General features: G+C 72.8%; 20 protein-coding genes. 18 read left to right on the top strand and 2 right to left on the bottom strand.

Annotated features, from left to right (window positions below; genetic code table 11):
- Window position 1: 1 nt before the first annotated feature.
- Window positions 2-760, top strand: a complete 759-nt coding sequence (locus BJ969_RS26710; protein ID WP_184483545.1) for an SDR family oxidoreductase — start codon at window positions 2-4, stop codon at window positions 758-760.
- Complete coding sequence (locus BJ969_RS26705; RefSeq protein WP_184483543.1) at window positions 757-1,515, top strand: IclR family transcriptional regulator domain-containing protein; 759 nt, start codon at window positions 757-759, stop codon at window positions 1,513-1,515. The genes BJ969_RS26710 and BJ969_RS26705 overlap by 4 nt, the downstream gene beginning before the upstream one ends.
- 258 nt (window positions 1,516-1,773) lie before the next feature.
- Here the strand turns inward: BJ969_RS26705 and BJ969_RS26700 are convergent, their stop codons facing one another.
- Window positions 1,774-2,262, bottom strand: a complete 489-nt coding sequence (locus BJ969_RS26700; protein ID WP_184483541.1) for an inorganic diphosphatase — start codon at window positions 2,260-2,262, stop codon at window positions 1,774-1,776.
- Window positions 2,263-2,559: 297 nt separating this feature from the next.
- On the opposite strand from BJ969_RS26700, the gene dacB reads away from it, so the two are divergent.
- The 9 genes from dacB (at window position 2,560) to folK (ending at window position 15,759) form a co-directional block, all read left to right on the top strand.
- Window positions 2,560-7,731 carry a D-alanyl-D-alanine carboxypeptidase/D-alanyl-D-alanine endopeptidase gene (dacB, locus tag BJ969_RS30695; protein WP_184483539.1) on the top strand — a complete coding sequence of 1,724 codons (5,172 nt, stop codon included), beginning with the start codon at window positions 2,560-2,562 and terminating at the stop codon, window positions 7,729-7,731.
- Between the two features lie 58 nt (window positions 7,732-7,789).
- Complete coding sequence (locus BJ969_RS26690) at window positions 7,790-8,896, top strand: zinc-dependent metalloprotease (RefSeq protein ID WP_184483537.1); 1,107 nt, start codon at window positions 7,790-7,792, stop codon at window positions 8,894-8,896.
- 121 nt (window positions 8,897-9,017) lie between these two features.
- A complete protein-coding gene (gene tilS, locus BJ969_RS26685; protein WP_184485861.1) occupies window positions 9,018-9,995 on the top strand; it encodes a tRNA lysidine(34) synthetase TilS in 978 nt (325 codons plus the stop codon).
- Between the two features lie 34 nt (window positions 9,996-10,029).
- A complete protein-coding gene (hpt, locus tag BJ969_RS26680) occupies window positions 10,030-10,587 on the top strand; it encodes a hypoxanthine phosphoribosyltransferase (protein WP_184483535.1) in 558 nt (185 codons plus the stop codon).
- A 216-nt stretch (window positions 10,588-10,803) separates the two neighbouring features.
- Window positions 10,804-13,305 (top strand): ATP-dependent zinc metalloprotease FtsH, encoded by a 2,502-nt coding sequence (gene ftsH, locus BJ969_RS26675; RefSeq protein WP_184483533.1) that lies wholly within the window; start codon window positions 10,804-10,806, stop codon window positions 13,303-13,305.
- A 100-nt stretch (window positions 13,306-13,405) separates the two neighbouring features.
- Window positions 13,406-14,041 carry a GTP cyclohydrolase I FolE gene (folE, locus tag BJ969_RS26670; RefSeq protein WP_184485848.1) on the top strand — a complete coding sequence of 212 codons (636 nt, stop codon included), beginning with the start codon at window positions 13,406-13,408 and terminating at the stop codon, window positions 14,039-14,041.
- On the top strand, window positions 14,041-14,886 hold the full coding sequence (gene folP / locus BJ969_RS26665) for a dihydropteroate synthase (protein WP_184483531.1): 846 nt from the start codon (window positions 14,041-14,043) through the stop codon (window positions 14,884-14,886). The genes folE and folP overlap by 1 nt, the downstream gene beginning before the upstream one ends.
- On the top strand, window positions 14,879-15,256 hold the full coding sequence (gene folB / locus BJ969_RS26660) for a dihydroneopterin aldolase (RefSeq protein ID WP_184483529.1): 378 nt from the start codon (window positions 14,879-14,881) through the stop codon (window positions 15,254-15,256). Before folP ends, folB begins: the two co-directional genes overlap by 8 nt.
- Window positions 15,257-15,264: 8 nt before the next feature.
- Entirely contained in the window at window positions 15,265-15,759 is a 495-nt protein-coding gene (gene folK / locus BJ969_RS26655) for a 2-amino-4-hydroxy-6-hydroxymethyldihydropteridine diphosphokinase (protein WP_184483527.1), read from the top strand.
- Between the two features lie 118 nt (window positions 15,760-15,877).
- Here the strand turns inward: folK and BJ969_RS26650 are convergent, their stop codons facing one another.
- The gene (locus tag BJ969_RS26650) at window positions 15,878-16,825 is read right to left on the bottom strand and encodes a MerR family transcriptional regulator (protein ID WP_184483525.1); all 948 of its coding nucleotides are present in this window, start codon (window positions 16,823-16,825) and stop codon (window positions 15,878-15,880) included.
- 132 nt (window positions 16,826-16,957) lie between these two features.
- Here BJ969_RS26650 and BJ969_RS26645 point away from each other — a divergent pair, with 132 nt between their 5' ends.
- The 7 genes from BJ969_RS26645 (at window position 16,958) to BJ969_RS26615 (ending at window position 24,242) form a co-directional block, all read left to right on the top strand.
- The gene (locus BJ969_RS26645; RefSeq protein WP_184483523.1) at window positions 16,958-17,422 is read left to right on the top strand and encodes a DUF3180 domain-containing protein; all 465 of its coding nucleotides are present in this window, start codon (window positions 16,958-16,960) and stop codon (window positions 17,420-17,422) included.
- A 479-nt stretch (window positions 17,423-17,901) separates the two neighbouring features.
- Window positions 17,902-19,002: a DUF6779 domain-containing protein gene (locus tag BJ969_RS26640; RefSeq protein ID WP_246457103.1), complete on the top strand. Its 1,101-nt coding sequence runs from the start codon at window positions 17,902-17,904 to the stop codon at window positions 19,000-19,002.
- A gap of 66 nt (window positions 19,003-19,068) precedes the next feature.
- Window positions 19,069-20,595, top strand: coding sequence for a PrsW family glutamic-type intramembrane protease (locus tag BJ969_RS26635; RefSeq protein WP_184483521.1), 1,527 nt, complete (start codon window positions 19,069-19,071; stop codon window positions 20,593-20,595).
- A 470-nt stretch (window positions 20,596-21,065) separates the two neighbouring features.
- Window positions 21,066-21,953, top strand: coding sequence for a Rossmann-like and DUF2520 domain-containing protein (locus BJ969_RS26630; RefSeq protein WP_184483519.1), 888 nt, complete (start codon window positions 21,066-21,068; stop codon window positions 21,951-21,953).
- Window positions 21,950-22,849 (top strand): pantoate--beta-alanine ligase, encoded by a 900-nt coding sequence (gene panC, locus BJ969_RS26625; RefSeq protein WP_184483517.1) that lies wholly within the window; start codon window positions 21,950-21,952, stop codon window positions 22,847-22,849. Before BJ969_RS26630 ends, panC begins: the two co-directional genes overlap by 4 nt.
- Before the next feature lie 89 nt (window positions 22,850-22,938).
- Window positions 22,939-23,415, top strand: coding sequence for an aspartate 1-decarboxylase (gene panD, locus BJ969_RS26620; protein WP_184483515.1), 477 nt, complete (start codon window positions 22,939-22,941; stop codon window positions 23,413-23,415).
- A 35-nt stretch (window positions 23,416-23,450) separates the two neighbouring features.
- A complete protein-coding gene (locus BJ969_RS26615; protein WP_184483513.1) occupies window positions 23,451-24,242 on the top strand; it encodes a type III pantothenate kinase in 792 nt (263 codons plus the stop codon).
- Window positions 24,243-24,270: the final 28 nt, after the last annotated feature.

Genomic DNA, 24,270 nt, shown 5'->3' with positions numbered 1-24,270 from the left:
CATGAGCGCTGAACTGTTCTCGCTGCGCGGGCGGACCGCGCTCGTCACGGGTGCGCGCACCGGGATCGGCCGGGCGATCGCCCTAGGACTCGCCGGAGCCGGTGCCGGTCTGGTCCTGCTGGGGCGCGAGGGCACGCTCGACGAGGTGACCGAGCAGGTGCGCCGGCGCGGTGCCGAGGCCGAGGCCGTCGGCGTCGACCTCGCGGACCCGGCGGCGGCCGAGCAGCGGCTGCGCGCGGCGTTCGCCGAGCGGCAGGTCGACGTGCTGGTCAACAACGCCGGGATCATCCACCGGGAACCCGCCGCCGAGGTGTCCTACGCGGATTGGCGGCGAGTGCTCGACGTGGACCTCGACGCGGTGTTCCTGCTCAGCAGGCTCGCCGGGGAGCGGATGCTGGCCCGCGGGCACGGGAAGATCATCAACATCGCTTCGCTGCTGTCGTTCCAAGGCGGCGTCCGGGTGCCCGCGTACGCGGCGGCCAAGCACGCGGTCACCGGGCTCACCAAGGCGCTCGCCAACGAGTGGGCGTCGAGCGGGGTGCAGGTCAACGCCATCGCGCCCGGCTACATCCGGACCGATCAGACCGCCGTGCTGCAGGCCGACGAGCAGCGCGAGCCGGAGCTGCGCGGACGCATCCCCGCCGGGCGCTGGGGCGAACCGGACGACCTCACCGGGGCCGCGGTGTTCCTGGCCTCGGACGCGTCGAACTACGTCAACGGGCACGTCCTCGTCGTCGACGGTGGTTGGATGGCCCGGTGACCAGCACCACCGAAGGGCCGGGCGCGGTCCGCAAGGCGCTGCGCGTGCTCGAAGCGCTCGCCGACCACGGCCGCGTCACCGAGCTCGCCGCCGCCACCGGCCTGCCCAAGTCGACCGTGCACCGGCTGCTGCAGGTGCTGGTGGAGACCGGTTTCGCGCACAGCGACGACACCGGCTACCGCACCGGGGACCGGGTGCTCGCGCTGGCGGGAAAGGTGCTCTACCGCTTCGATCCGGCCGCGCAGGCCGATCCGGCGCTGGTGCGGCTGCGCGACGACACCGGCTGCACCGTGCACTTCGCGATGCGTTTCGGCGGTGAGCTGCTGTACGTGCACAAGGTCGAGCCGGACAAGCCGTACCGGATGGGCTCGCGGATCGGCATGCACTTGCCGTGGCACACCAGCGCCATCGGCAAAGCGGTGCTGGCGGAACTGCCCGCCGACGCCGTCGGGGAGCTCATCGGTGCCGGTGACCTGCCCGCGCGCACCGCGAACTCGCTGACCACCCAGCGCGAGCTGCACGCGCAGCTCGACGAGGTCCGGGCCGCCGGGTACGCGCTCGACGACGGGGAGAACGAGCTCGGCGTGCGCTGCACCGGCGCCTGCGTGCGCGACCACTCCGGTGCCGTCGTCGGCGGAGTAAGCGTCTCGACGCTCGCCCTGGAGCACGACATGACCCGGTTGCGCGAGTTCGGCGACCGAGTCCGCGCCGCCGCCATGGACGTCTCCACCGCCCTCGGCCACCAACCCCGCTGACCCCACGACGAAGGCCCTCCCCGATCCGGGAAGGGCCTTCGGTGCAATCTTCTGATCCTCGTCCTGTCAGCGGCGAAGCCGCTGAGCAGTGACCGGCTAGAGCAAGCCGACCACCGGCGGGTTCTCAGCGGGTTCCTCGCGAGGACAGCTTTTTTCCTCGTGGCGGAGCCACTTGGAAAAAAGATCCCGCAGCGAGGAAGCCGCTGAGGTTCCGCTGAGCGACCCGCTAAGCAGGCCGTTCCAAGGAAGATCCGGGTCTCAGTGGCCCTGTTCCTTGGCTCGTTCGTAGGAGCGCTTGATCTCCGCCTCGGCTTCGGTGCGACCGACCCAGGTGGCGCCTTCGACGCTCTTGCCGGGCTCCAGGTCCTTGTACACCTCGAAGAAGTGCTGGATCTCCAGGCGGTAGAACTCCGCCAGGTGGTGGATGTCGCGCAGGTGCTCCTGGCGCGGGTCGTCCGACGGGACGCAGATGACCTTGTCGTCGCCGCCCTTCTCGTCGCGCATCCGGAACATGCCGACCGCGCGCGCGGTGATCAGGCATCCCGGGAAGGTGGGCTCCTGCACCAGCACCAGGGCGTCCAGCGGGTCGCCGTCTTCGCCGAGGGTGTCCTCGACGAAGCCGTAGTCGGCGGGGTACTGGGTGGCGGTGAACAACGTCCGGTCCAGCCGGATCCGGCCGGATTTGTGGTCCACCTCGTACTTGTTCCGGTTCCCCTTGGGGATCTCGATGGTGACGTCGAAGTCCACGCGGTTCCTCACTCGTTCTCGCCAGCTTGCTCGTCGAGACTGTGCCCGACCGTCCGGCCGCCGTTGCCAGGCCGGTCCCGCATCCCGGTCCCGTACATCGTCAGTGTCCTGACCTGCGATGATTTCGTCGTTCACCGCACGGCGTCACCCGAGGTCGAGCGGCAGGCTCACACGTCGGAGTGGCCGCCCGTGATGCGGCACGACCACGTCTAGTGTGGACCACGGCCGCGCGCCGAGCCCCACCGCAGTGCGGCAGCTCGCATCTGGCAGTCTTGCGAACCGTCGAGGAGGAAGCCCGTGCCCGAACCCCACAGCCTCAGGGGTGAGGTGTCCGAGCCCGACGCCACCGAGCAGCCCGCCACGGAAGCGGCCGCCTCAACGGCGGGTTCGCAGGGCGATGAGCAGGGGCGGAGCGCGGACGCCGAGCATCCCGAGCGGGATCGCGCGCGTGCTGATGAGCAGCCTTGGCCGACGGAGCACCAGGCGGAGGAGTCCGCGGGCGACGATCCCGGCTTTCCGGTGGAGGACCAGGGGACGACCGCTGAGGCGGCGGGTGCTTCCGCCGGGGGCGAGCGGAACGAGTCGGCCTCTTCCGGCGATGAACAGCCGGTGAACACTGAAGCGTCCGGTGCCGAGACCACGTCGACCGGCGGGAACACCGAGAAGGCGTCCGCGCGGGCCTCGATCACGGGCACGGTCCGGATCGACCAGGACGAGAAGGCCGATCGGGCGGACGGCGATCGGGATTCCGGGCGGTCGTCTTCGAAGCAGGCCGACGAGACCGCGGTGGAACCGTCGAATTCCGCGGACGAATCGCGAGCTGGGGATGCTGAGACCGGGGCGGCTGGATCCGGGGACGGTGGTTCCGGCGCTGAGGAAGCCGAGCCCGTTGGTGTCGAGCGGGCCGGTTCGCCCGGCGATTCCGGTGCGAGCGGTGCCGGTTCCGGCGGATCGACGGCCGGTGGTTCCGCGGCCGAGTCCGGGACGAGTCGTTCCGCGACTCCGGACGACGACCAGGCCGAGGGCGATTCGGAGGCTGGGGCCGCGGGTGCGGTCGGCAGCGGTGACGCCGAGCCCGAGGAACGGCCGGATGAGAGCACGACCGAGGGCGGTTCCGCGGAGCCGGACGGACGGCCTGCGTACTCGGTGGCGGCCGAGGGCGCCGCGCGGGCGCAGGACGAGGACGCCGCGTCAGGTGGGGAATCCGCTGAGCAGGGCTCGTCGAGCGTGGCCGAGCAGCGCGACGACTCGTCGGACGCGAGCTCGGACACGGCTGCGGCGATGAGCAGCGGGTCGACGGTGCGCGGCACCCTCGACGAGGACGCGCCGAGCACGCCGGGCACCGCGCCGGTGGCCCGAGCGGTGGGCTTCGTCGGCTCGGTCGAGCCGAACGCCGGGCGGCAGGCCGCCGCGCACGACTTCTCCGGCTGGCAGACCACGGGGTCCCGGGTCACGGGAATGATCTCGGGCGCGGAGACCGCGGAGACCCGGGATTCGGCAGGGCAGGGCACCGGGGGTTCGAAGGACGAATCGGAGACCTCCGACGCCGCTGCCACCGATTCCTCCGCATCCGAGAAGTCCGATTCCGCTGCCGGTGAGCCGGAGAACGCGGACTCGACGGCTGGGGAGGACGGGACTTCGAAGGCGGAGTCCTCGGACGCGACCGCTGCCGACTCCGGGACTTCGGAATCGGGGAGCGCGGCATCCACCGCGGCGGACTCGGGCACGACCGGCCCGGACGACACCTCGTCCACCACCGGCTCGGACGCCGGGGAGGACCAGGCCTCCGCCCAGGACGGCACCCGAACCGACGCGACCGGTGCACCGGCGCAGGCGGAGCGTCCCGCCGAGGCGGAAGCCGAGTCGACGACGGACTCGGACGAGCCCGCGCCCACCGGCGACTCGGAGGACGCGAGCTCCGCCGGCCAGCAGGAACCCGGGCGGACGCACGATGATCAGCGACCGGCGGCCTCGTCGGAGGTCGGCGACGACTCGTCCCGGCCGGAGACGGCCGCGCAGGACGAGCCACCCGCACCGGAAGCGGCGGAGCAGGAGCCGGACCAGGGCGATTCGGAGCGGCCCGGCGGCTCCGGCCGACCGAGCTGGATCGGCGCGGGCGCCTGGCCAGAGACCACCGCGACCGAGACCACGGCCGCCCAGACCACGTCGACCGGGACCACGTCGACCGGGACCACGTCGACCGAGACCACGTCGACCGAGACCACGGCCGCCCAGACCACGTCGACCGGGACCACGCCCGCCGAGACTCCGGCCGCTGGGTCCGCCGCGACGGCGGCGCCCGAGACCGAGGACACGGCGTCCGGGACCGCGGCACCCGAGCCCCCAGCCCCTGAGATCGCGACCTCTGAGACCGCGGCACCCGAGCCTGCGACCTCCGGGACCGCGACCTTCGGGACCGCTGCGGACGAGAGCGCGGTGGCTGAGCCCGCCGAGCAGGCTCCCGCCGATGGGACCGGCGCAGCACCGGAAGCCCTCGATGACGCCGAAGTCACCGGCCCGCAGCCCGCGGTCCCGGCCGATCGCGTCGAGGACGTCGAGGTCACGGGGCCGCAGCGGCCGGTACCGGCCGCCGAACCGGAGGCGCCCGGCGCTTCCGCCGTGGACACCGCGACGGCAGCGCAGGCCGAGCCGACCGACGACGTCGAGACGACCGGCCCGCAGCGGGCGGTGTCCCCGGACGAGCCCCGGACCACCGGCGACTCCCGGACCGAGCCGGTCACCGAGACCGAGTCGCGCGGTGACGCGGGACCCGCGACCGAGCGCCTCGACCGGCGGGCGATCGCGGAGCACCGGCCGGACACCGAGCGCCGCGACGACACCGCGGCGCAGGAGGCGGCGCCCGCCGCCGAGCCGGAGGCCGCGGACTCGGCGACCGGCACCACCACCGAGGCGGCTCAGGACGCGCCCTCCGACGCCGACCAGGACGCCCCCGCTGACGTCGACGACCGCGATGCGCCCGCCGACGCCGAGGCTGACCGGGACGCGACCGACGATGTCGAGACCGAGCGGGACGCGACCGCCGACGTCGACGACCGCCGCGACGTCGACGACCGCCGGGACGTCGACGACCGCCGGGACGTCGACGACCGCCGGGACGCGGACGAGGAGTCGCGGGACGCCACCGCGGACGTCGCCACCGGCCGCTTCGGCACCGCCACCGACGCGACCGCCCGCGTCGACCTGCGGCGCGAGGACCAGCGCGAGGACGCGCCGCGGGACCGCCCGGCGCCGGACACCGCCGCCGAGACCGGCCGCGCGGACCGCGACGAGTGGCCCACCGCCGAGCAGGCGCGCGTCGAAGCGGAACCCGAAGAACCCGAGTCCGACGGCGACGACTCCGCGTTCACCGCGGACGCCGCCGCGTCGCCGCCCTCGTCCACCGATTCCCGGCCGCGCGTCGAGCCGCCGCCCGCCGTGGACTCGGCGTTCACCGCGGACGCCGGCACCCCGATCGGCCCCGCGCCCGTCGAGCAGACCCAGCAGTTCCGGCGGATCGAGGACACCCAGCGGTTCAGCCTCGCCGACCTCGAACAGGAGACCCGGCGCCGCGAGCAGGCGGGCCAGCCGGAGGACTCCCGCCGGACCGACGGCCGCGCGGAGTCGCCGCAGGCGTTCCGCGAAGGCGACGGCCCCGCCACCGACGACCGGCCCGGCCCGCAGACTCCCGGGCCGCAGCGACCGCAGGCGTTCGACCCGGGCCCGCCGACCACCCGGATTCCGATCGTCCCGCCGGCGCCGCCGCAGCCCGCGCGGCCTCCGGTGCCGGGACCGTCGGACGCGGAGCGGACGCAGCAGTTCCGCCGCCCCGACTTCACCGGCCCGCCTCCCGCGCCGCAGGCCCGGCAGTCCGCCCAGGCCCGGCCCGCGCCGCCCCGACCGGCGCCGCCGCAGCAGCCGAGCCCGCCGCCGCCCGCGCAGCCGCAGGACTTCGCCGCGCCCGCTTCCTTCCAGCAGCAGCCGCACCAGGACGCGCACCGGGCGACGCCGCAGCGCATCGAACCGCAGCCCGAACCCGAGCAGGACCACGACGAGCACGACCACCAGGACGAGCGCCCGGCCGCTCCCGCGCCGCGCCGCAAGCCGGCGACGGTGCTGCTGGCGGTGCTGACCGTGGTCGTGCTCGGAGCGGGGCTCGCGGTGGGGGTGCCCGCGCTGATCAGCGGGCTCAACGCCGCGCGGCTCGCCGACGCTCCCGCGCCGGTGCGGCTCGCCCCGTCGATCCGCCCGGTGGGCACCAGCGCGCCCGAGCCCGGCCGGTCCGGGGTGGAGGCCGCAGTGAGCGAGCCGCTGGCGAACCCCGTGCTCGCCCCCGTCACGGGCGCCGTGGTCGACGTGCAGTCCGGGCGCACCCTGTGGGAACGCGACCAGAACCGGCCGATGATGCCCGCCTCCACCGGCAAGCTGCTCACGATGAGCGCGGCGATGCTGGAGCTCGACCACGACGCGCGGTTCACCACCAAGGTGGTGCGCGGATCCGAGCCCGGCAGCGTGGTGCTCGTCGGCGGCGGCGACCCGACCCTCACGACGCTGCCCGCGGGCGAGGAGTCGGTGTACCCGGGAGCGGCGCGCTTCGACGACCTCGCCGCGCAGGTGCGGGCCGCGACGGGCGGCCAGGTCACGTCGATCCAGGTCGACACCAGCCGCTACCGGGGCGAGTCGACTGCTCCCGGCTGGCTGCCTGAGGACATCCCGGCCGGGATCATGGCGCCGATGGAGTCGGTGATGGCCGACGGAGGTCGCGCGGACCCGACCGACGACTACGGAACGCGCACCCTCTCGCCGGCGGCGAAGGCGGGCGAGGAGCTCGCCTCCCGGCTCGGGGTGCCGTCGTCGGCGGTCTCGGAGGGAACGGCGCCGAACAACGCGCAGGCGCTGGGTTCCGTCGACTCGCCGACCATGCGCAAGCTGATGGAGACCACGCTGATCCACTCGGACAACGTGCTCGCCGAAGCGCTGGCCCGCGAGGTCGCGATCAAGACCGGCAACGAGCCGTCCTTCGCCGGTTCGGTGAAGGCCGTGCGCGAAGTGCTGCAGCGCAACGACGTCGACCTCACCGGCGTGCAGATGTCCGACGGCAGCGGCCTGTCCACCCAGGACCGGATCCCGGCGAAGGTGCTGGCGGACCTGATGGCCACCGCGACCGCGCCCGAGCGCGACGGCGGGCTCTCGCAGCGGAGCTCGAAGCTGCGGGCGCTGCTGACCGGGCTGCCCGTCGCGGGCGGTTCGGGCAGCCTCGCCGACCGCTACGGCGATGGCGACGGGCGCGGCTGGGTCCGGGCGAAGACGGGCACGCTGGACGGGGCGAACAGCCTCTCCGGCACGATCCTCACCCAGGACGGCAGGCTGCTCGTGTTCGCGCTGATGTCCAACAGCACGGCCGCCCCGGACTCGGTCCGGCCCGCCCTCGACGAGGTCGCGGGCGCGATCCAGCAGTGCGGATGCCGCTGACCGGACGCGCCGCCGCAGCGGTGTCGCGGCCCAGCTCACCCGGAGTACGGTCGGTTTCGTGACTTCGCGATCCGCCACGCTGCCGCCCCGACCGAACAGCCGGGACGGAGCGCGGCGGACGCTCGACTGGGACCTCGCCGCGGCCACCGCGGGCCGGTTGATGCAGACCGGCCCCGAGGTCTCCCGGTCGGAGGCGGCGCACGCGGTGCGCGAGCTCCGCAGGGCGAGCGTCGCCGCTGAGACCCACGTGCGGGAGCTGACCGGGCTCGGCTTGGACCTGCCGGTGCTCGAAGGCGACGTGGTGGACCGCACCGAGTGGGTGCGGGCCGCGGCGCGCGGGCTCTCCGAGCTCACCGGTATCGCGCTGAACTCCCGTTCCACCGGCAGCGACCTGCTCGGCGGGCTCGGCGTGCGCGGCGCGGGCGTGCAAGCGGGGCTGGTGCTGTCGTACCTGGGCACCAAGGTCCTCGGGCAGTACGACCCGTTCCTGCCCAGCGACCAGGGCACCCGGCCGGGGCGGCTGCTGCTGGTGGCGCCGAACATCGTCGCGGCCCGCCAGGCGCTGGACGTGCCCGCGGACGACTTCACCATGTGGGTGTGCCTGCACGAGTCGACGCACCGGTTGCAGTTCAACGCGGTGCCGTGGTTGCGGGACCACTTCGCCGACAGCCTCGGCATGCTGCTGTCCGACCTGGACTCCTCGCCCGGTGAGCTGCTGAGCAGGCTGCCCGGCGCGGTGCGCGGGGTGCGGGCGGGGCCCGACGCCCAGTCCAGTCCTGGCGTGCTCGGCCTGGTGGAGCTGCTGCAAGGTCCCCGGCAGCGCGCCGCGCTCGATCGGATCCTGGCGCTGTCGACCCTGCTGGAAGGCCACGCCGATCACGTGATGGACGCGGTGGGCCCGGAGGTGGTGCCCAGCGTGGCGACCATCCGCCGCCGGTTCACCGAACGCCGCCAAGGCGGCGGCCTGCTGGACCGGCTGCTGCGCAGCGTGCTCGGCGTGGACGCGAAGATGCGCCAGTACGCGCAGGGCGCCGCGTTCACCCGGCACGTGGTGCGGGAGGTCGGCATGGACGGGTTCAACGCGGTGTGGACCTCACCGGAGCACCTGCCGACCCGCGCCGAGACCACCGACCCCGCCGCCTGGCTGCGCCGCGTCCACGGGTGAAAGCCCGCTCCGCTTCGGGGCGAGCGGCGGACCGAGCGCCCGGTGCGCGTCCGCCGGGGACCACAATGGGGCGGTGACCTCCGCTTCTGATCGTCGCGCGCCCGTCGAGGCGGGGCCCGCGATGCTCGAGGTCCGTTCCGCGGTGCGGGGTTTCCTCGCCGCCACCGCCGAGGTGCGGGACGCGCCGCTGGTGGTGGCTTGCTCGGGCGGAGCGGATTCCCTCGCGCTCGCCGCCGCGACCGCCCACTGCGCCCGCAAGCAGGAGCTGCGGGTCCGCGCCCGGGTCGTCGACCACGGCTTGCAGGACGGTTCCGCCGAGGTCGCCGCGCGCGCCGCCGATCAGCTCGCGCGGCTCGGGTTCGCCGACGTCGCGGTGCTGGCGGCGCGGGTGACCGGCCCCGGCGGCCCGGAAGCGGCGGCGCGGCGAGCCCGGTACGCCGAGCTCGACCGGGCCCGGCCCGCCGGGGCGGCCGTGCTGCTCGGGCACACCCTCGACGACCAGGCGGAGACCGTGCTGCTCGGCCTCGGGCGCGGCTCCGGCGCCCGCTCCATCGCTGGCATGCGCCCGTGGGACCGGCCGTGGGCGCGCCCGCTGCTCGGCGTCTCGCGGGACACGACGGTGCGGGCCTGCGCCGAGGCCGGCCTGCGTCCGTGGCAGGACCCGCACAACGGCGAGAGCCGGTTCACCCGTGTGCGGTTGCGCACAGAGGTGCTGCCGCTGCTGGAGGACGTGCTGCAGGGCGGCGTGGCGAGCGCGCTGGCCCGCACCGCGCGCCAGCTGCGGGAGGACGCCGACGCCCTCGACGAGGTCGCCGCGACCGTTCGCGCGCAGGTGGAACGGGGTGCGGAGCTGGATGCGGCGGCCTTGGCCGCGCACCCGCCCGCGGTGCGCCGCAGGGTGCTGCGCGGGTGGTTGCTGGAGCGCGGGGTCGCCGAGCTCTCCGACGCCCACCTCCGCGCGGCGGACGCGCTGGCCGGTGCGTGGCGCGGTCAGGGCCCTCGTGCGCTGCCGGGCGGCTTTGTGCTGCGCCGGGCGCATGGCAGGCTTCAGGTGGAACGTGGTGGACGGGGAACCGCCGGGCCGGTGAGCGGCGGGTGAACGTGCACCCAACAGCGAGAGGGGAAGCCGGTCCGTGTACGACGGCGACATCGCTTCAGTGCTCATCACCGAGCAGCAGATCCAGGACAAGACGGCCGAGTTGGCCAAGCAGGTCGCCGAGGACTTCCAGGACGCCAGAGGCGGCGATCTGCTGCTGGTGGGCGTGCTCAAGGGCGCGGTCATGTTCATGACCGACCTCGCCAGGGAGTTGCCGCGACCGACGCAGCTCGAGTTCATGGCGGTGAGCTCGTACGGCTCGTCGACCTCGTCCTCCGGAGTGGTGCGGATCCTCAAGGACCTGGACCGGGACATCGCGGGCAGGCACGTGCTGATCGTCGAGGACATCATCGACTCCGGCCTGACGCTGTCCTGGCTGCTGAAGAACCTGGCTTCGCGCAACCCCGCCTCGCTGGAGGTGTGCACGCTGCTGCGCAAGCCGGACGCCGTGCAGGTGGACGTGCCCGTCCGCTACGTCGGGTTCGACATCCCGAACGAGTTCGTCGTGGGCTACGGGCTCGACTACGCGGAGCGCTACCGTGATCTGCCCTACATCGGCACCCTCGATCCGAAGGTGTACACCTCCGGCCGGTGAGGAGCGCGCCTGCTGGGAGCAGGTGTGGGAAAGGTCCGGTTCCGTTCGGGGGTAGGCTTGTCGACCTGCACAACGCTCGGCGTGGTGGCGCGCTCGCGGCGGCCGGTACGCTGGTCCGAGGGGGTTGACGGCGGCGACGGTTCGTGCGCCGTTCACCGGTGCCGTTGCCCGAAGTGAAGTCAGGGAGGGTCGAGGCCGACCGCCGGCCGCAAGTGAATGGACCTCAAGCGCCTGCTCCGTAACCCGCTGCTTTGGATCCTGGCGGTGTTAGCGCTGATAATGAGCCTCAGCGTGCTCTTCGATGAGACCAAGGCCTATCAGCAGGTCTCGACCTCCGAAGCTCTCCGGCAGATTTCCGAGGGCAAGGTAGCCGAGGCGACCATCCAGGACAAAGAGCAACGCGTCCTGCTGAACCTGAAACAGGGTCAGAGCTTCGCCAACAGCAATCAGCTGATGGCGCAGTACCCTGCCGGCGCCACCGACGCGGTGGTCAACGACATCCGGCAGGCGAACGTCGACAAGTGGAACACCGAGGTCACCCAGGACTCGTTCTGGACGCAGATGTTGATCTATCTGCTGCCGATCGGTCTGCTGGTGCTGCTGCTCATGTGGATGATGAACAACGTCCAGGGCGGCGGGAACCGGGTGATGAACTTCGGCAAGTCCAAGGCGAAGCAACTCACCAAGGACATGCCCAAGACGTTGTTCAACGACGTCGCCGGCGCCGACGAGGCCGTCGAGGAACTCCACGAGATCAAGGACTTCCTGCAGAGCCCCGGCCGCTACCAGGCGCTGGGCGCGAAGATCCCGAAGGGCGTGCTGCTCTACGGTCCGCCCGGTACGGGCAAGACGCTGCTGGCCCGCGCGGTCGCCGGTGAGGCCGGCGTCCCGTTCTACTCGATCTCCGGTTCGGACTTCGTGGAGATGTTCGTCGGTGTCGGCGCCTCCCGCGTCCGCGACCTGTTCGAGCAGGCCAAGCAGAACGCGCCGTGCATCATCTTCGTCGACGAGATCGACGCGGTGGGCCGCCAGCGCGGTGCCGGCCTCGGCGGCGGGCACGACGAGCGCGAGCAGACGCTGAACCAGCTGCTGGTCGAGATGGACGGGTTCGACTCGCGCGGCGGCATCATCCTGATCGCCGCGACGAACCGCCCGGACATCCTGGACCCGGCGCTGCTGCGCCCGGGCCGCTTCGACCGGCAGATCCCCGTGTCGGCGCCGGACATCCGCGGCCGCAAGGCGATCCTGGACGTGCACTCGAAGGGCAAGCCGTTGGCGCAGGACGCCGACATGGACGGTTTGGCCAAGCGGACCGTCGGGTTCTCCGGCGCGGACCTGGAGAACGTGGTCAACGAGGCCGCGCTGCTCACGGCCCGCGAGAACGGTCAGTTGATCACGGGTGCGGCTCTGGAGGAGTCGGTGGACCGCGTGGTCGGCGGCCCGCGCCGCAAGAGCAAGATCATTTCGGAGCGGGACAAGAAGATCACCGCGTATCACGAGGGCGGGCACGCGCTGGCCGCTTGGGCGATGCCGGACGTCGATCCCGTCTACAAGCTCACGATCCTGCCGCGCGGCCGCACCGGTGGGCACGCGCTCGTCGTCCCCGAGGACGACAAGGACATGATGACCCGCTCGGAGATGATCGGGCGCCTGGTGTTCGCGCTCGGCGGCCGGTCCGCGGAGGAGCTCGTGTTCCACGAGCCCACCACCGGTGCCTCCAGCGACATCGAGCAGGCCACGAAGATCGCCCGCGCGATGGTCACCGAGTACGGCATGACCGCTCGGCTCGGCGCCGTCAAGTACGGCAAGGAGGAGGGCGACCCGTTCCTGGGCCGCTCCGCCGGGCAGCAGGCGAGCTACTCGCACGAGGTCGCGCACGAGATCGACGAAGAGGTGCGCAAGCTCATCGAGGCCGCGCACACCGAGGCGTGGGAGGTGCTCAACACCTACCGCGACGTGCTCGACGATCTCGTGATGGAGGTCCTGGAGAAGGAGACGCTGGTCCGCAAGGACCTGGAGCGGATCTTCGCCAGGGTCGAGAAGCGGCCCCGGATCACGGCGTTCAACGACTTCGGCGGGCGCACCCCGTCGGAGAAGCCGCCGATCAAGACTCCGGGCGAGCTGGCCATCGAGCGCGGCGAGCCGTGGCCCCCGCCCGCGCCCGAACCGGCGCAGGCACCGCAGGCCCCTGCTCCCGGTCCGAACGGTTCGGTGCCCGCGGGCGCCGTCCCGGCGGGTCAGTACAACCAGGGCCAGCAGCCCCAGGGCGGGCAGGGCACGGTCCAGTTCCCGCACCCGCAGGGGCAGCAGCAGGCTCCGCAGGGCCAGTACCCGCAGCAGGGCCAGCAGTACCCGCAGGGCCAGCAGCAGTACGGCCAGCCGCAGGGCCAGTACGGCCAGCCGCAGGCCGTGCCGCCGAACTACGGCGCCCCGCCCGGCTGGACGCCGGCGACGGCGCCGGGCGGTGCCGGTCAGCAGCCGTACCAGCAGTGGGTCCCGTCCTGGGAGCGGTCGCAGCAGCAGCCCGCGGAGCAGAACCCCGCGGCCGGTGCGCAGCAGGCCCCGCAAGCGGGCACCGCGGCACCGGGCACGCCGCAGTCGGGGCAGGACGCGGGTGCCGACCAGCAGTCCGGCGCCCAGCAGCCCGACGCGCAGCAGTCCCAGCAGGCTCCGGAATCGGAGCAGCGGGGAGACGACAAGGGCGAAGGCGGGCGCTGACCGCCTCGCGCCGAGAGCGACAAGACCGAGAAGGGGCACCGTCGCACGTCGACGGTGCCCTTTCTCGGTTCGGTGTGAGCCGGTGGAGGAGCGACACGTGATCAGCAATCTCGGTGAGCAGTCCGGACGGGACGAGTCCCGGCCGGGTGATACCGGTTTCGATCGACCGGCTTTCGACCAGGAACGAGCGGCGGCGGCGGTCCGCGAACTGCTGCTCGCGGCGGGGGAGGACCCGGACCGGGAGGGCTTGCGGGACACGCCCGCCCGGGTGGCCCGCGCCTACCAGGAGCTGTTCGCCGGGCTCTACACCGACCCGGACGAGGTGCTCGACCGCACCTTCGACGAGGCGCACGAAGAGCTGGTGCTGGTCCGCGACATCCCGATGTACTCCCAGTGCGAGCACCACCTGCTGCCGTTCCACGGCGTGGCGCACATCGGCTACATCCCGAACGAGAAGGGCCGGGTCACCGGCCTGTCGAAGCTGGCGCGGCTGGTGGACCTCTACGCCAAGCGCCCGCAGGTCCAGGAGCGGCTGACTTCGCAGGTCGCCGATGCCCTGGCGCGGAAGCTGGAGCCGCGCGGCGTGATCGTCGTGGTGGACGCCGAGCACCTGTGCATGGGCATGCGCGGGGTGCGCAAGGCGGGTTCGACCACGACGACCTCCGCGGTGCGCGGTATCTTCCGCAGCTCCGCCTCGTCCCGAGCCGAGGCGTTGTCGTTGATCAGGGGTTCGTGATGAGCGTGCTGCTTCCCCGGCCCGGCCGGTGCGCGGTGATGGGCGTGCTGAACGTGACGCCCGATTCGTTCTCCGACGGTGGCCGCTACCTGGACCGCAAGGCCGCGGTGGCGCACGGCGTCGAGATGTTCGAGGCGGGTGCGGACATCATCGACGTGGGCGGTGAGTCGACGCGGCCGGGCGCGGACCGGGTGCTGGCCGAGATCGAGATCGAGCGGGTGCTGCCGGTGGTGGCGGAGCTGGTCGATTGCGGGGTGCCGGTCAGCGTGGACACCACCCGCGCCGAGGTCGCCGCGGCCACCGCCGGAGCGGGCGCCTCGGTGATCAACGACGTGTCCGGCGGGCTGGCCGATCCGGACATGGCGCGGGTCGCCGCGGACACCGGGCTGCCGTGGGTGCTGATGCACTGGCGCGGCCACAGCCGCGACATGAATTCGCTGGCCGAGTACGGCGACGTGGTCGCCGACGTGCGCTCGGAGCTGCTGGCCCAGGTCGACGCGGCGTTGCGGGCGGGCGTCCGGGAGGACGCGATCGTGCTCGATCCGGGCTTGGGCTTCGCGAAGACCGGGGAGCACGACTGGGCGCTGCTGAACCGGCTGGGCGAGTTCGTCGGATTGGGCTTCCCGGTGCTGGTGGGCGCCTCGCGGAAGCGGTTCCTCGGCAGGTTGCTGGCCGACGGCGACGGCACTCCGCGCGCCCCGGCGGGCCGGGAGACGGCGACGGCGGTGGTCTCGGCGCTGGCCGCGGACCGCGGCGCGTGGGCGGTGCGGGTGCACGACGTGCGCAGTTCGCTGGACGCGGTCGCGGTGACCGCGGCGTGGAACACCGGAGGGACCGTTGGCTGACCGGATCACGTTGACCGGGTTGCGGGTGCGCGGCAACCACGGCGTGTTCGAGCACGAGAAGCGCGACGGCCAGGAGTTCCTGGTCGACATCACGGTGTGGGTGGACCTGGCCGGTGCGGCGGCCGACGACGACTTGGCGCAGACGCTGCACTACGGCGAGCTGGCCCAGCGCGCGGCGGACGTCGTGAGCGGGCCGTCGCGGGACCTGATCGAGACGGTGGCCGCGGAGATCGCCGACGGCATCATGACCGATCAGCGCGCCCACGCCGCCGAGGTCACGATCCACAAGCCGTCCGCGCCGATCCCGCTGACCTTCGCGGACGTCGCGGTCACCATGCGCCGGTCCCGGCGCGCGGCGCGGAACGGCTGAGCGCGCCGATGAGCAGGGCGGTGCTGTCGCTGGGGTCGAACCTGGGCGACCGGCTGGCGCACTTGCGGTCCGCGGTGGACGGGTTCGGCGACGCGGTCGTGGCGGTCTCCCCGGTCTACGAGACGGCGCCGTGGGGCGTCACCGACCAGCCGGACTTCCTCAACGCGGTGCTGGTCGTGGCGTCCGCCGACGTGGACGAGTGGGGCTGGTTGCGCCGCGGCCAGGAGCTGGAGCGCGCGGCGGAGCGGGTGCGGGAGCTCCGCTGGGGGCCGCGCACGCTCGACGTGGACGTGGTCACCGTGGACGGCGTGCGCAGCGAGGACCCGGAGCTGCTGCTGCCGCATCCCGGCACGCCCGCGCGGGCGACGGTGCTGATCCCGTGGTCGGTGGTGGACCCTGACGCGGTGCTGCCGGGCCACGGCCCGGTGGGCGACTTGGTCCGGGCGTTGCCCGCCGCGGAATTGGACGCCGTGCACCGGCGAGACGACCTGCGCCTGAGTTGAACCGGCGCAACGGCCCGCTCGACCGGTCGGTCGAGCGGGCCGTTCGGCCCGGCCGGCGCGGACACCCCCAGGAATCCGCTCCGCCCGAGCCGGATCGGTGCCGTGTTCCCTGCCGCGATCAGGGCAGGGTGGCGCGGACGGCGTCGGCGAGCCAGTGCGCCTGCCGTTCGGTGGTGGGGTGCGGCGGCCACTCGTTGATGATCGCCAGCAGTTCCCAGTACCGGGACAGCCGCTCGTCGTAAGGCGCGCCGAAGCTGTCCGCGAGCTCGGCGCGCGCGGCCGGACCGTCGGTCGCGCCCTGCTGGCGCGCCCAGAGCTCGGCGGCGTGCTCGGCCAGTTCACGGCCGCGCTCGGAATCCGGGGAGTGCCCGGCCTCCTCGGCCCGCTCGACGTCTTCGAACAGCGTCCACCAGCGCGCGGCCTCCTCCTTCGTCTGCACCGGGGTGGCGTCCCCGCCCCCCTGCTGCGCGGCCTGCTGCTCCCACAGCCGCCGCACCGTGGCGCGGAAGTCCGGGTTGCCGACGAGTTCGGCGAGTTCGATCCACGCCTCGACCTGTTCGGTGCTCGGGTCGTCCGGCAGCTCCGGTTTCGCGGACCGCATCCAAGCGGCGAACTGCTCGTTCACCTCCAGCCCGCCGATGGTCTCGTCCCAGAAGTCGTCGATGATCCGGTTGCGCTCCGCGTCGGACATGGTCGCCAGCTTGTGCATGAGTTTCACCTCTTCGGTCGATCGGTTCAGGTGCACGACCGCCCGCAGCACCGCGCGGCGGGTTCGCAGCAACCGCATCTGGTCCTCCAGCAGGTCCAGTTGCGCTTCGGCGAGCCGCCGCACCGTGGTCTCCTCGGCGAGGACTCGGCGCACTTCGTCGAGCCCGGCTCCGAGCTCGCGCAAGGTGCGCACCAGTTCCAGCCGCGCCATCGCTGTCACGTCGTAGAGCCGGTACCCGGAGTGCGTGCGGTCGGTGGGCGGCACGACGCCGCTGTCGGAGTAGAACCGGATGGTCTTCACGCTCAGCCCGGTGCGCCGGGAGAGCTCTCCGATCGTGTAGCGCTGCGTGTCGTCCACGAGTGAGACCTTCGGCCTTCCAGTCGGGGGAGACTCAAGTCCTTTTCGCGAGCGGATCGTCGGCCGGTGCCTTGCCGTCCGGTTCCCGCGAAGTGCGATGCTGGAATCGTGGCACCTCGGCAGCAGGATCGGATGACGTTCACGCAGGCGCGGCAGTTGGTCGTGGCCGCCTTGATCGCGGCGGCCTTGGCGTACGTCGGTGCCCGGTCGGCCTACGGCGCGCTGCCCCGGTTGCCCGCGCCCGCGGGCGCGACGCTGCTGCTGATCGCGGTGGTCGACGTGGTGCTGGCGCTGACCTTGCGCCCCCGCATCCAGCGCAAGCCCGGCACGGAACCGGTCGACGCGCTGCCCGCGGCCCGCGCCGTCGCCTTGGCGAAGGCGTCCTCGATGGCCGGCGCGATCATGTGCGGCGTGTGGACAGGCCTGCTCGGCCACCTGCTCCCGCTCCAGGACTCGGTCCAGGCCGCCCGCGAAGACATGACCGCCTCCCTGATAGGCCTGATCAGCGCGGCCGCCCTGATCGCAGCAGGCCTCTGGCTAGAACACTGCCTCCGCAATCCCGACGACCCGGAAGACCCCTACGAAGACGAAGACTGACCCTTCGCCCACGAAGCGAACAACGACCTCCACCGCCCCAACCCCGAGCACCGGAACCAAGCCCCCGCCTCGCGCCGAAGCCGTGCAGTAGAGCGAGCAAGCCACGCCAGCCTCGCGACCAAAGGCCGCGCCGTGCGGCGAAGCCCTGCCTCAGGCGGCGAAGCAAAGCCTGCATTACGGCCGAAAGGCCGTGCTTCGCGGCGAAGCCGTGCAGTGGGCGGGCGAGAGCCACGCCTGCCTCGCGGCCGAAAGGCCGTGCCTGTATGTGCGAAGCACATAGCCCACGTCGAAAAGCCGACCACCCGCGGGTTCTCAGTGCCTTCCTCGCGAGGACAGCTTTTTCCCTCGTGGTGGAGCCACTAGGGAAAAAGATCCCGCAGCGAGGAAGGCACTGAGGTTCCGCCACCCGACCACCAGAGCAAAAGGAGCCCAACCATCCTGCGGATCTCGATCCGGTAAAGGCCGGGTACCGTGGGGGCATGCCTGCCCCCGGCCGTTCCGCAGCCGCTGACCAGCGTCCGTCGGTGTTGTGGGTCGGCGCCTTGGTCCTCGCCGCCGCCGCGACCGCGATCCTGGTGCTGAGCAACGATTCCCGCGTGCTCAAGCTGGGGCTGGTGGCCGCGTTGTGGGCCGCGTTGCTGGGCGCGTTCGGCGTCGCGAAGTTGCGGGGGAAGGCGTCGGAGGCCGCTGAGCGGGAGGCGGAGCGCCAGCGGGTCTACGAGATCGAGTTGGAGCGGGAGATCGCCGCTCGCCGCGAGTTCGAGGCGACGGCGGAGGCGGAGGCGCGTCGCACGGCCGCGGCGGAGTCGGACGCCGAGATCCAGGCGTTGAAGGCGGAATTGCGGGCGCTGCGGGAGAACTTGGAGAAGATGCTCGGCGGGGATGTGCTGTTCGAGCGCGTCGCGCTGCGGGCGGAGTCCACTCGGGTGCGTTCGTTGCCGGAGCGTCCCGCGACGGGTGAGCAGCCGCGGTTCGCCTCCGGTGACACGGGCGCGCAGCCGCGGATCATCCAGCACCCGGAGGGGCGTGGCAGGCAGTTGCCGGCCGGTTACCAGGGGCAGGTCGAGCATCCGGAGCCGCACGAGCAGCCGCCGCACCGGGCTCCGGTGGAGCAGCCGCCGCGCCCGTCGAAACCGCGCAAGTCCCGGCCGCAGCAGGGAAGGCCCGCTCCGCGGCAGGCGGCCGAGGCGCGCAAGCAGCGCCCGGCGCAGTCGGGGACGCAGGGCGCGTGGCCGGAGTCCACTTCGGACAGATTGCGTCCGGTCCAGCCGGAGCAGGCGGCCCCCGTGGCGCACCCGGCGCCTGCCGGGCCTCCGCCGCCGGAGCAGCCTCGCCCGGAGCAGCCCCAGGTCGCCCGGCCGCCGGCGGTGCCGGATTCCGCGGCGCCGCAGCCCGCTCAGCAGGCCGCCCCGCAGCGGCCCGAGCCGGAGGCGTCCGACGATTCGGAGCGCCGCACCCCGACCCGGCAGGTCGAGGCGGGCGCGCACACCGAGGGCACGTCGGTCGTGGACCTGCTCGCCGCCTACGGCGATTCCGGGGCGCCGCCCGAGTCGAAGCGCCGTCGCCGCCGCCGCGGCTGAGCCGCGGGGAGCGGATCCTGCCCCAGGCGGTGTGGGGGCGAAGTGTCGCGTTCTAGGGTTTCGGGCGTGTCCACACCTGATCTCCCCGGTCCTGTGCCCGACCTCTCCGGCGCGCGCAGGTTGCAGACCCGCAAGCACTCCGCGGTCGGCTGGCCGGTGGCCGGGCTGCTGCTGCTCGGCGTCATCGGCCTGGTCATGGTGGGTGTCGCGACCTCCAGGGTGGGGGTGCTGCCCGCGCTGGTGGGCGCGCTGGCGGCGCTGATCCCGGTCGGCGTGGTGTTCGCCGCGATCGTGTGGATCGACCGTTGGGAACCGGAGCCGCCGATGTTGATGCTCGGCGCGTTCTTGTGGGGCGCGGGCGGGGCGACCGGCTGTTCGCTGCTGCTCAACGGGTCGGTGATCGGGTTGGGCGAGCTGCTGTTCGGGCCCAGCGAGCACGTCTTCTTCGAGCGGGCCGTGATGGCGCCGCTGGTGGAGGAGGCCGCGAAGGCGCTGTTCGTGGTGTCGCTGTGGTTCTGGCGGCGGTCGGAGTTCAACGGCCTCGTCGACGGCATCGTCTACGCGGGCTTGACGGCGGCGGGTTTCGCGTTCACCGAGAACATCCTGTACTTCGGCAAGGCCTTCTCGGAGGGCGGCTGGGGCAGCGCCACCGGCGGGGTCGTCGCGGTGTTCATCCTGCGCGGGATCTTGGCGCCGTTCTCGCATCCGCTGTTCACTTCGATGGTCGGCATCGGGATCGGGCTGGCTTCGCGGACGACGGACACGACGAAGCGCCTGCTGTGGCCGGCGGCGGGGTTCGTGCTGGCCGTGGTGCTGCACGCCGCGTGGAACGCGTCGACGCTGCTGGGCGGCACGGGCTTCCTCAACGTGTACTTCCTGATCATGCTGCCGATCTTCGCGGGCACCGGCTGGCTGGTGGTCTGGCAGCGCAAGCGCGAGCAGCGCATCGTCGCCGACCAGCTCCCGGTGCTGCAGCGCGCCGGGCTGATCCCGCGCAGCGAGGTGGAGATGCTGGCGTCGCTGGCGGGCCGCCAGGGCTGGTTGCGCAAGGTGCGCCAGAGCGCGGGGCCGGAGCCGGCGAAGGCCGTGCGGGACTACCAGATCGCGGTGACGGAGCTGGCGTTCCTGCAGCACCGGGCCGCGGAGGGGCGCACGACGAGCGCGGTGCGGCGAGCGCGTCGGGAGCAGCTGATCGAGGAGTTGAAGGCGGCCCGTCGTTCGGCGGTGGGGTCGCAGGAGGCGTTCCAGACGGCGCGGGTGAAGATCCACGAGCTGACGCAGAGCGTTCGCCGCCCCGGTTCCCGCCCGCAGCGCCCCGTCGAGCCGCAGAGCGCCCAGCCCCAGCCCGAGCGCCCGCAGGCGGCTCGCGCGGAGTCCTCCCGCCCGGACCTCGCCCCCCAGCCCGACCAGCGGCGCCAGCCCACCCCCCGGCAGTCCCCGCAGCAGCAACAGCCCCGCCCCGCCCCGGGACACCGCCCACCTCAACCGAACCCCAACCAGGCACCCCAGCAACCGGGCCAGCCCACCTCGCGCCGCCCCCCGCAACAACCTCCGAACCGCCAGAACCCCCCACCCCACCCCCCGAGGCAGTAGCCAGCACGGGAGACCCCGGGCCAAAGGCCGTGTCGAGCGAGCCGTGCGGCTGGAGCGGACGAAGCCCCACCTGAGCCGTGCTCTGGACGGGCGAAGCCACGCCTGCCTCGCGGCCGTAGGCCGTGCCTAGCGGCGAAGCCGTGCCTTGGGCGAGCGAAGCGAAGTCTGCGTTGCGGCCGGAGGCCGTGCCTGTATTCGCGAAGCGAATAGCCCACGTCAGGAAGCCGACCACCCGCGGGTTCTCAGTCGGTCTCTCGCGAGGACAGCTTTTCCCTCGTGGCGGAGCCACTTGGGAAAAAGATCCCGCAGCGAGAGACCGACTGAGGTTCCGCCACCCGGCCACCCGAGCAAAACGACCCCAGGTGGTTCTCACCACCCAACCAAGCACCCCGCACAACCCGACGGCTAGTCTCGCGCTGCTGTCCGGTACCCGACTGCGGGACTGGAACGGTTGGGAGGACGACGTGGCGATGTCTGCAGGACCTCGGCTGCGGGTCGGAGTGGTGTCCGCGGGCCGGGTCGGTGCGGTGCTCGGGGCGGCGCTGACGCGCGCCGGGCACGAGGTGGTGGCGGTGTCCGCGGTGTCGGACGCGTCGTTGCGCCGCGCGGAGGAGCTGCTGCCGGGGGTGCCGGTGCGCCCGCCCGACGAGGTCGCCGACGCGGCCGATCTGGTCGTTCTCGCCGTTCCCGACGACGTGCTGCCCGGTCTGGTGCGCGGCTTGGCGGCGACGGGTTCGCTGCGTTCCGGGCAGATCCTGCTGCACACCTGCGGTGCGCACGGCGCGGCCGTGCTGGAGCCCGCCGCGGAGCTGGGCGTGCTGACGCTGGCGCTGCACCCGGCGATGACCTTCACCGGCCGGGCCGAGGACGTGGAGCGGCTCGCGACGGCGTGCGTGGCGGTGACGGCACCGGAGGACGAGGCGGCGTGGAACGTCGGCGAGGTGCTGGCGCTGGAGCTCGGCGGTGAACCGGTCCGCGTCCCGGAGGGGTCCCGGCGGCTGTACCACGCGGCCCTGTCGCACGGCGCGAACCACTTGATCACCTTGGTCGACGAGGCCGCGGACCTGCTGCGGCAGGCGGGGATCGAGATCCCGGACCGGGTGCTGGCGCCGGTGCTGTCCGCGTCGCTGGACAACGCGCTGCGGTTCGGCGACCGGGGCTTGACCGGGCCGGTGTCGCGCGGCGATCTCTCCACGATCCGCGCGCACCTGGGATCGCTGCGCGCGACGGCGCCGGAGATGGTGGCCGGGTACGTGGCGATGGCGAAGCGGACCGCGGAGCGCGCCGAGAAGGCCGGTCTGCTCGATTCCCGAACGGTCACCGAAGTACACGAGGCGCTCGACGAGGAGCAGCGATGAGCACAGCCGAGAACGTGGGCGCGGGCCCCGGCTACACCGCGCGGGAGCTCACGGTGCACCGCCGCCCGGCGGAGCTGGCGAAGGTGACGCGCGCGCTGCGCGCCACGGGCCGCCCGATCACGCTGGTCCCGACTATGGGCGCGCTGCACGAGGGGCATCTGGAGTTGATCCGCGCGGCCCGGAAGGTGCCTGCCGCGGTGACCGTCGTGTCGATCTTCGTGAATCCGCTGCAGTTCGGCCCCGGCGAGGACCTCGACCGCTATCCGCGTTCGTTCGAGGCCGACTTGGAGCTGTGCCGCGAGGAGGGCGTGGAGCTGGTGCTCGCGCCGGAACCTGCGGACATGTACGCCCCGGACCGCCAGGTCGGCCTCACCGCGGGCGGGCTGGGGGAGCAGCTGGAGGGCGCGAGCAGGCCGGGGCACTTCGACGGGATGCTCACCGTCGTGGCGAAGCTGATCGGCATCGTGCGCCCAGATCTGGCGCTGTTCGGGGAGAAGGACTACCAGCAGCTGGTGCTGATCCGCCGGATGGCGCGGGACTTGAACTTCGACAGCCGCATCCAGGGCGTGCCGATCGTGCGCCAGGCCGACGGGCTGGCGCTGTCGTCGCGCAACGCCTACCTCTCGGACGAGCAGCGGCAGGCGGCGCTGGGGTTGTCCGCGGCGATGGCGGCCGGCGTGCACGCGGGTCCGGCGGGTCCGGACGCGGTGCTGGCGGCGGCGCGCGCGGTGCTGGATTCCGAGCCGCTGGTGCGGGTCGACTACCTGGAGCTGCGTGACGTCGAGCTCGGCCCGGTGCCGGACGCGGGCGAGGCGCGGCTGCTGGTGGCGGCGGAGGTCGGCGACACGCGGCTCATCGACAACGCGCTCGTGCAGCTGGGCCCGGCGCCGGAGTGATCCCGCGGCGCCGCGTCCGGTGTGCGCCGCACCCACAGGTACAGGCTTCGAATTCCGACCGCTCCGGGCGGTGGGGGAGGTAGTCCGCGATGTTCCGCACCATGCTCAAGTCCAAGATCCACCGGGCCACGGTCACCCAGGCCGACCTGCACTACGTCGGGTCGGTGACGATCGACGCCGAGCTGATGGACGCGGCCGATCTGCTGGAGGGCGAGCAGGTCACGATCGTCGACGTCACCAACGGCGCCCGCTTGGAGACCTACGCGATCACCGGCGAGCGCGGGTCCGGGGTGATCGGCATCAACGGGGCCGCGGCGCACCTGGTGCAGCCGGGCGACCTGGTGATCCTCATCGCCTACGGCGTGATGGACGAGCTGGAGGCGCGTTCCTTCCAGCCGAAGGTGATCTTCGTCGACGCCGACAACACGGTGCTGGAGCGCGGGGTCGACCCGGCCGCCGCGCCGGAGGGGTCCGGCCTGTCCAGCGGAGCCGCCACGGCCCAGCAGGAGGCCGAGACCGACGACGCCGCCAAGCTGGACGCGCTGCTGGCCGCACCCGAGGCCTGACCGGGCCCGTGCGCTGCGAAACGGGGAGGTAGCCGGTGCTGCTCGCGCTGGACGTCGGCAACACGAACATCACCCTCGGCCTGTACGACACCGAGTCGCAGGACTCGGGGGGCGGCCTGGTCCGGGATTGGCGGATGCGGACCGAGCCGCGGATGACGGCCGACGAGATGGCGCTGACGGTGCGCGGGCTGCTCGGCGAGCACGCCGAGCGGATCACCGGCATCTCCGCGCTGTCCACCGTCCCGTCGTTGTTGCGCGAGCTGCGGGTCATGCTCGGGCGCTACTGGGACGGCGTTCCGCGCGTCGTGGTGGAACCGGGGGTGCGCACCGGTGTTCCGCTGCTGGTCGACAACCCGAAGGAGGTCGGCGCGGACCGGGTCATCAACACGCTGGCGGCGCACCACCTGCACGCGACGAACTGCGTGGTGGTCGATTTCGGCACCTCCACGAACGTCGACGTCATCTCAGCCAAGGGCGAGTTCCTCGGCGGGGCGTTCGCGCCGGGTGTGGAGATCTCGCTGGACGCGCTGGCCTCCAGGGCCGCCCAGTTGCGCAAAGTGGAGCTCACCCGGCCCCGTTCGGTCATCGGCAAGAACACCGTGGAATGCCTGCAATCGGGGATCCTGTACGGCTTCGCGGGCCAGGTGGACGGCTTGGTGCGGCGAATCGTCGCCGAACTGGAATCGACCCACGGCGGCACGGCGGTGGTGCTGGCCACGGGTGGTCTGGCGCCGCTGGTGGTCGCCGAATCCCAGACGATCACCCATCACGTGCCCGATCTGACGTTGCTCGGGCTGCGGTTGGTCTACGACCGCAACTTCCGCTGACCGCCCTTCCTGGAGCGCCGACTCGCCG

This window comes from Saccharopolyspora gloriosae, from assembly GCF_014203325.1.
Taxonomy (GTDB): domain Bacteria; phylum Actinomycetota; class Actinomycetes; order Mycobacteriales; family Pseudonocardiaceae; genus Saccharopolyspora_C; species Saccharopolyspora_C gloriosae.
This window is presented reverse-complemented; position numbering and strand designations above follow the sequence as displayed.

Bases quoted from the DNA above. Each gene is read 5' to 3' on its own strand.
- folK (WP_184483527.1), top strand. From the start codon at position 15,265: ATGAGCAGGGCGGTGCTGTCGCTGGGGTCGAACCTGGGCGACCGGCTG.
- panC (WP_184483517.1), top strand. From the start codon at position 21,950: ATGAGCACAGCCGAGAACGTGGGCGCGGGCCCCGGCTACACCGCGCGG.
- BJ969_RS26640 (WP_246457103.1), top strand. From the start codon at position 17,902: ATGCCTGCCCCCGGCCGTTCCGCAGCCGCTGACCAGCGTCCGTCGGTG.
- tilS (WP_184485861.1), top strand. From the start codon at position 9,018: ATGCTCGAGGTCCGTTCCGCGGTGCGGGGTTTCCTCGCCGCCACCGCC.
- ftsH (WP_184483533.1), top strand. From the start codon at position 10,804: ATGGACCTCAAGCGCCTGCTCCGTAACCCGCTGCTTTGGATCCTGGCG.
- BJ969_RS26630 (WP_184483519.1), top strand. From the start codon at position 21,066: ATGTCTGCAGGACCTCGGCTGCGGGTCGGAGTGGTGTCCGCGGGCCGG.
- folP (WP_184483531.1), top strand. From the start codon at position 14,041: ATGAGCGTGCTGCTTCCCCGGCCCGGCCGGTGCGCGGTGATGGGCGTG.
- BJ969_RS26645 (WP_184483523.1), top strand. From the start codon at position 16,958: ATGACGTTCACGCAGGCGCGGCAGTTGGTCGTGGCCGCCTTGATCGCG.
- BJ969_RS26710 (WP_184483545.1), top strand. From the start codon at position 2: ATGAGCGCTGAACTGTTCTCGCTGCGCGGGCGGACCGCGCTCGTCACG.
- panD (WP_184483515.1), top strand. From the start codon at position 22,939: ATGTTCCGCACCATGCTCAAGTCCAAGATCCACCGGGCCACGGTCACC.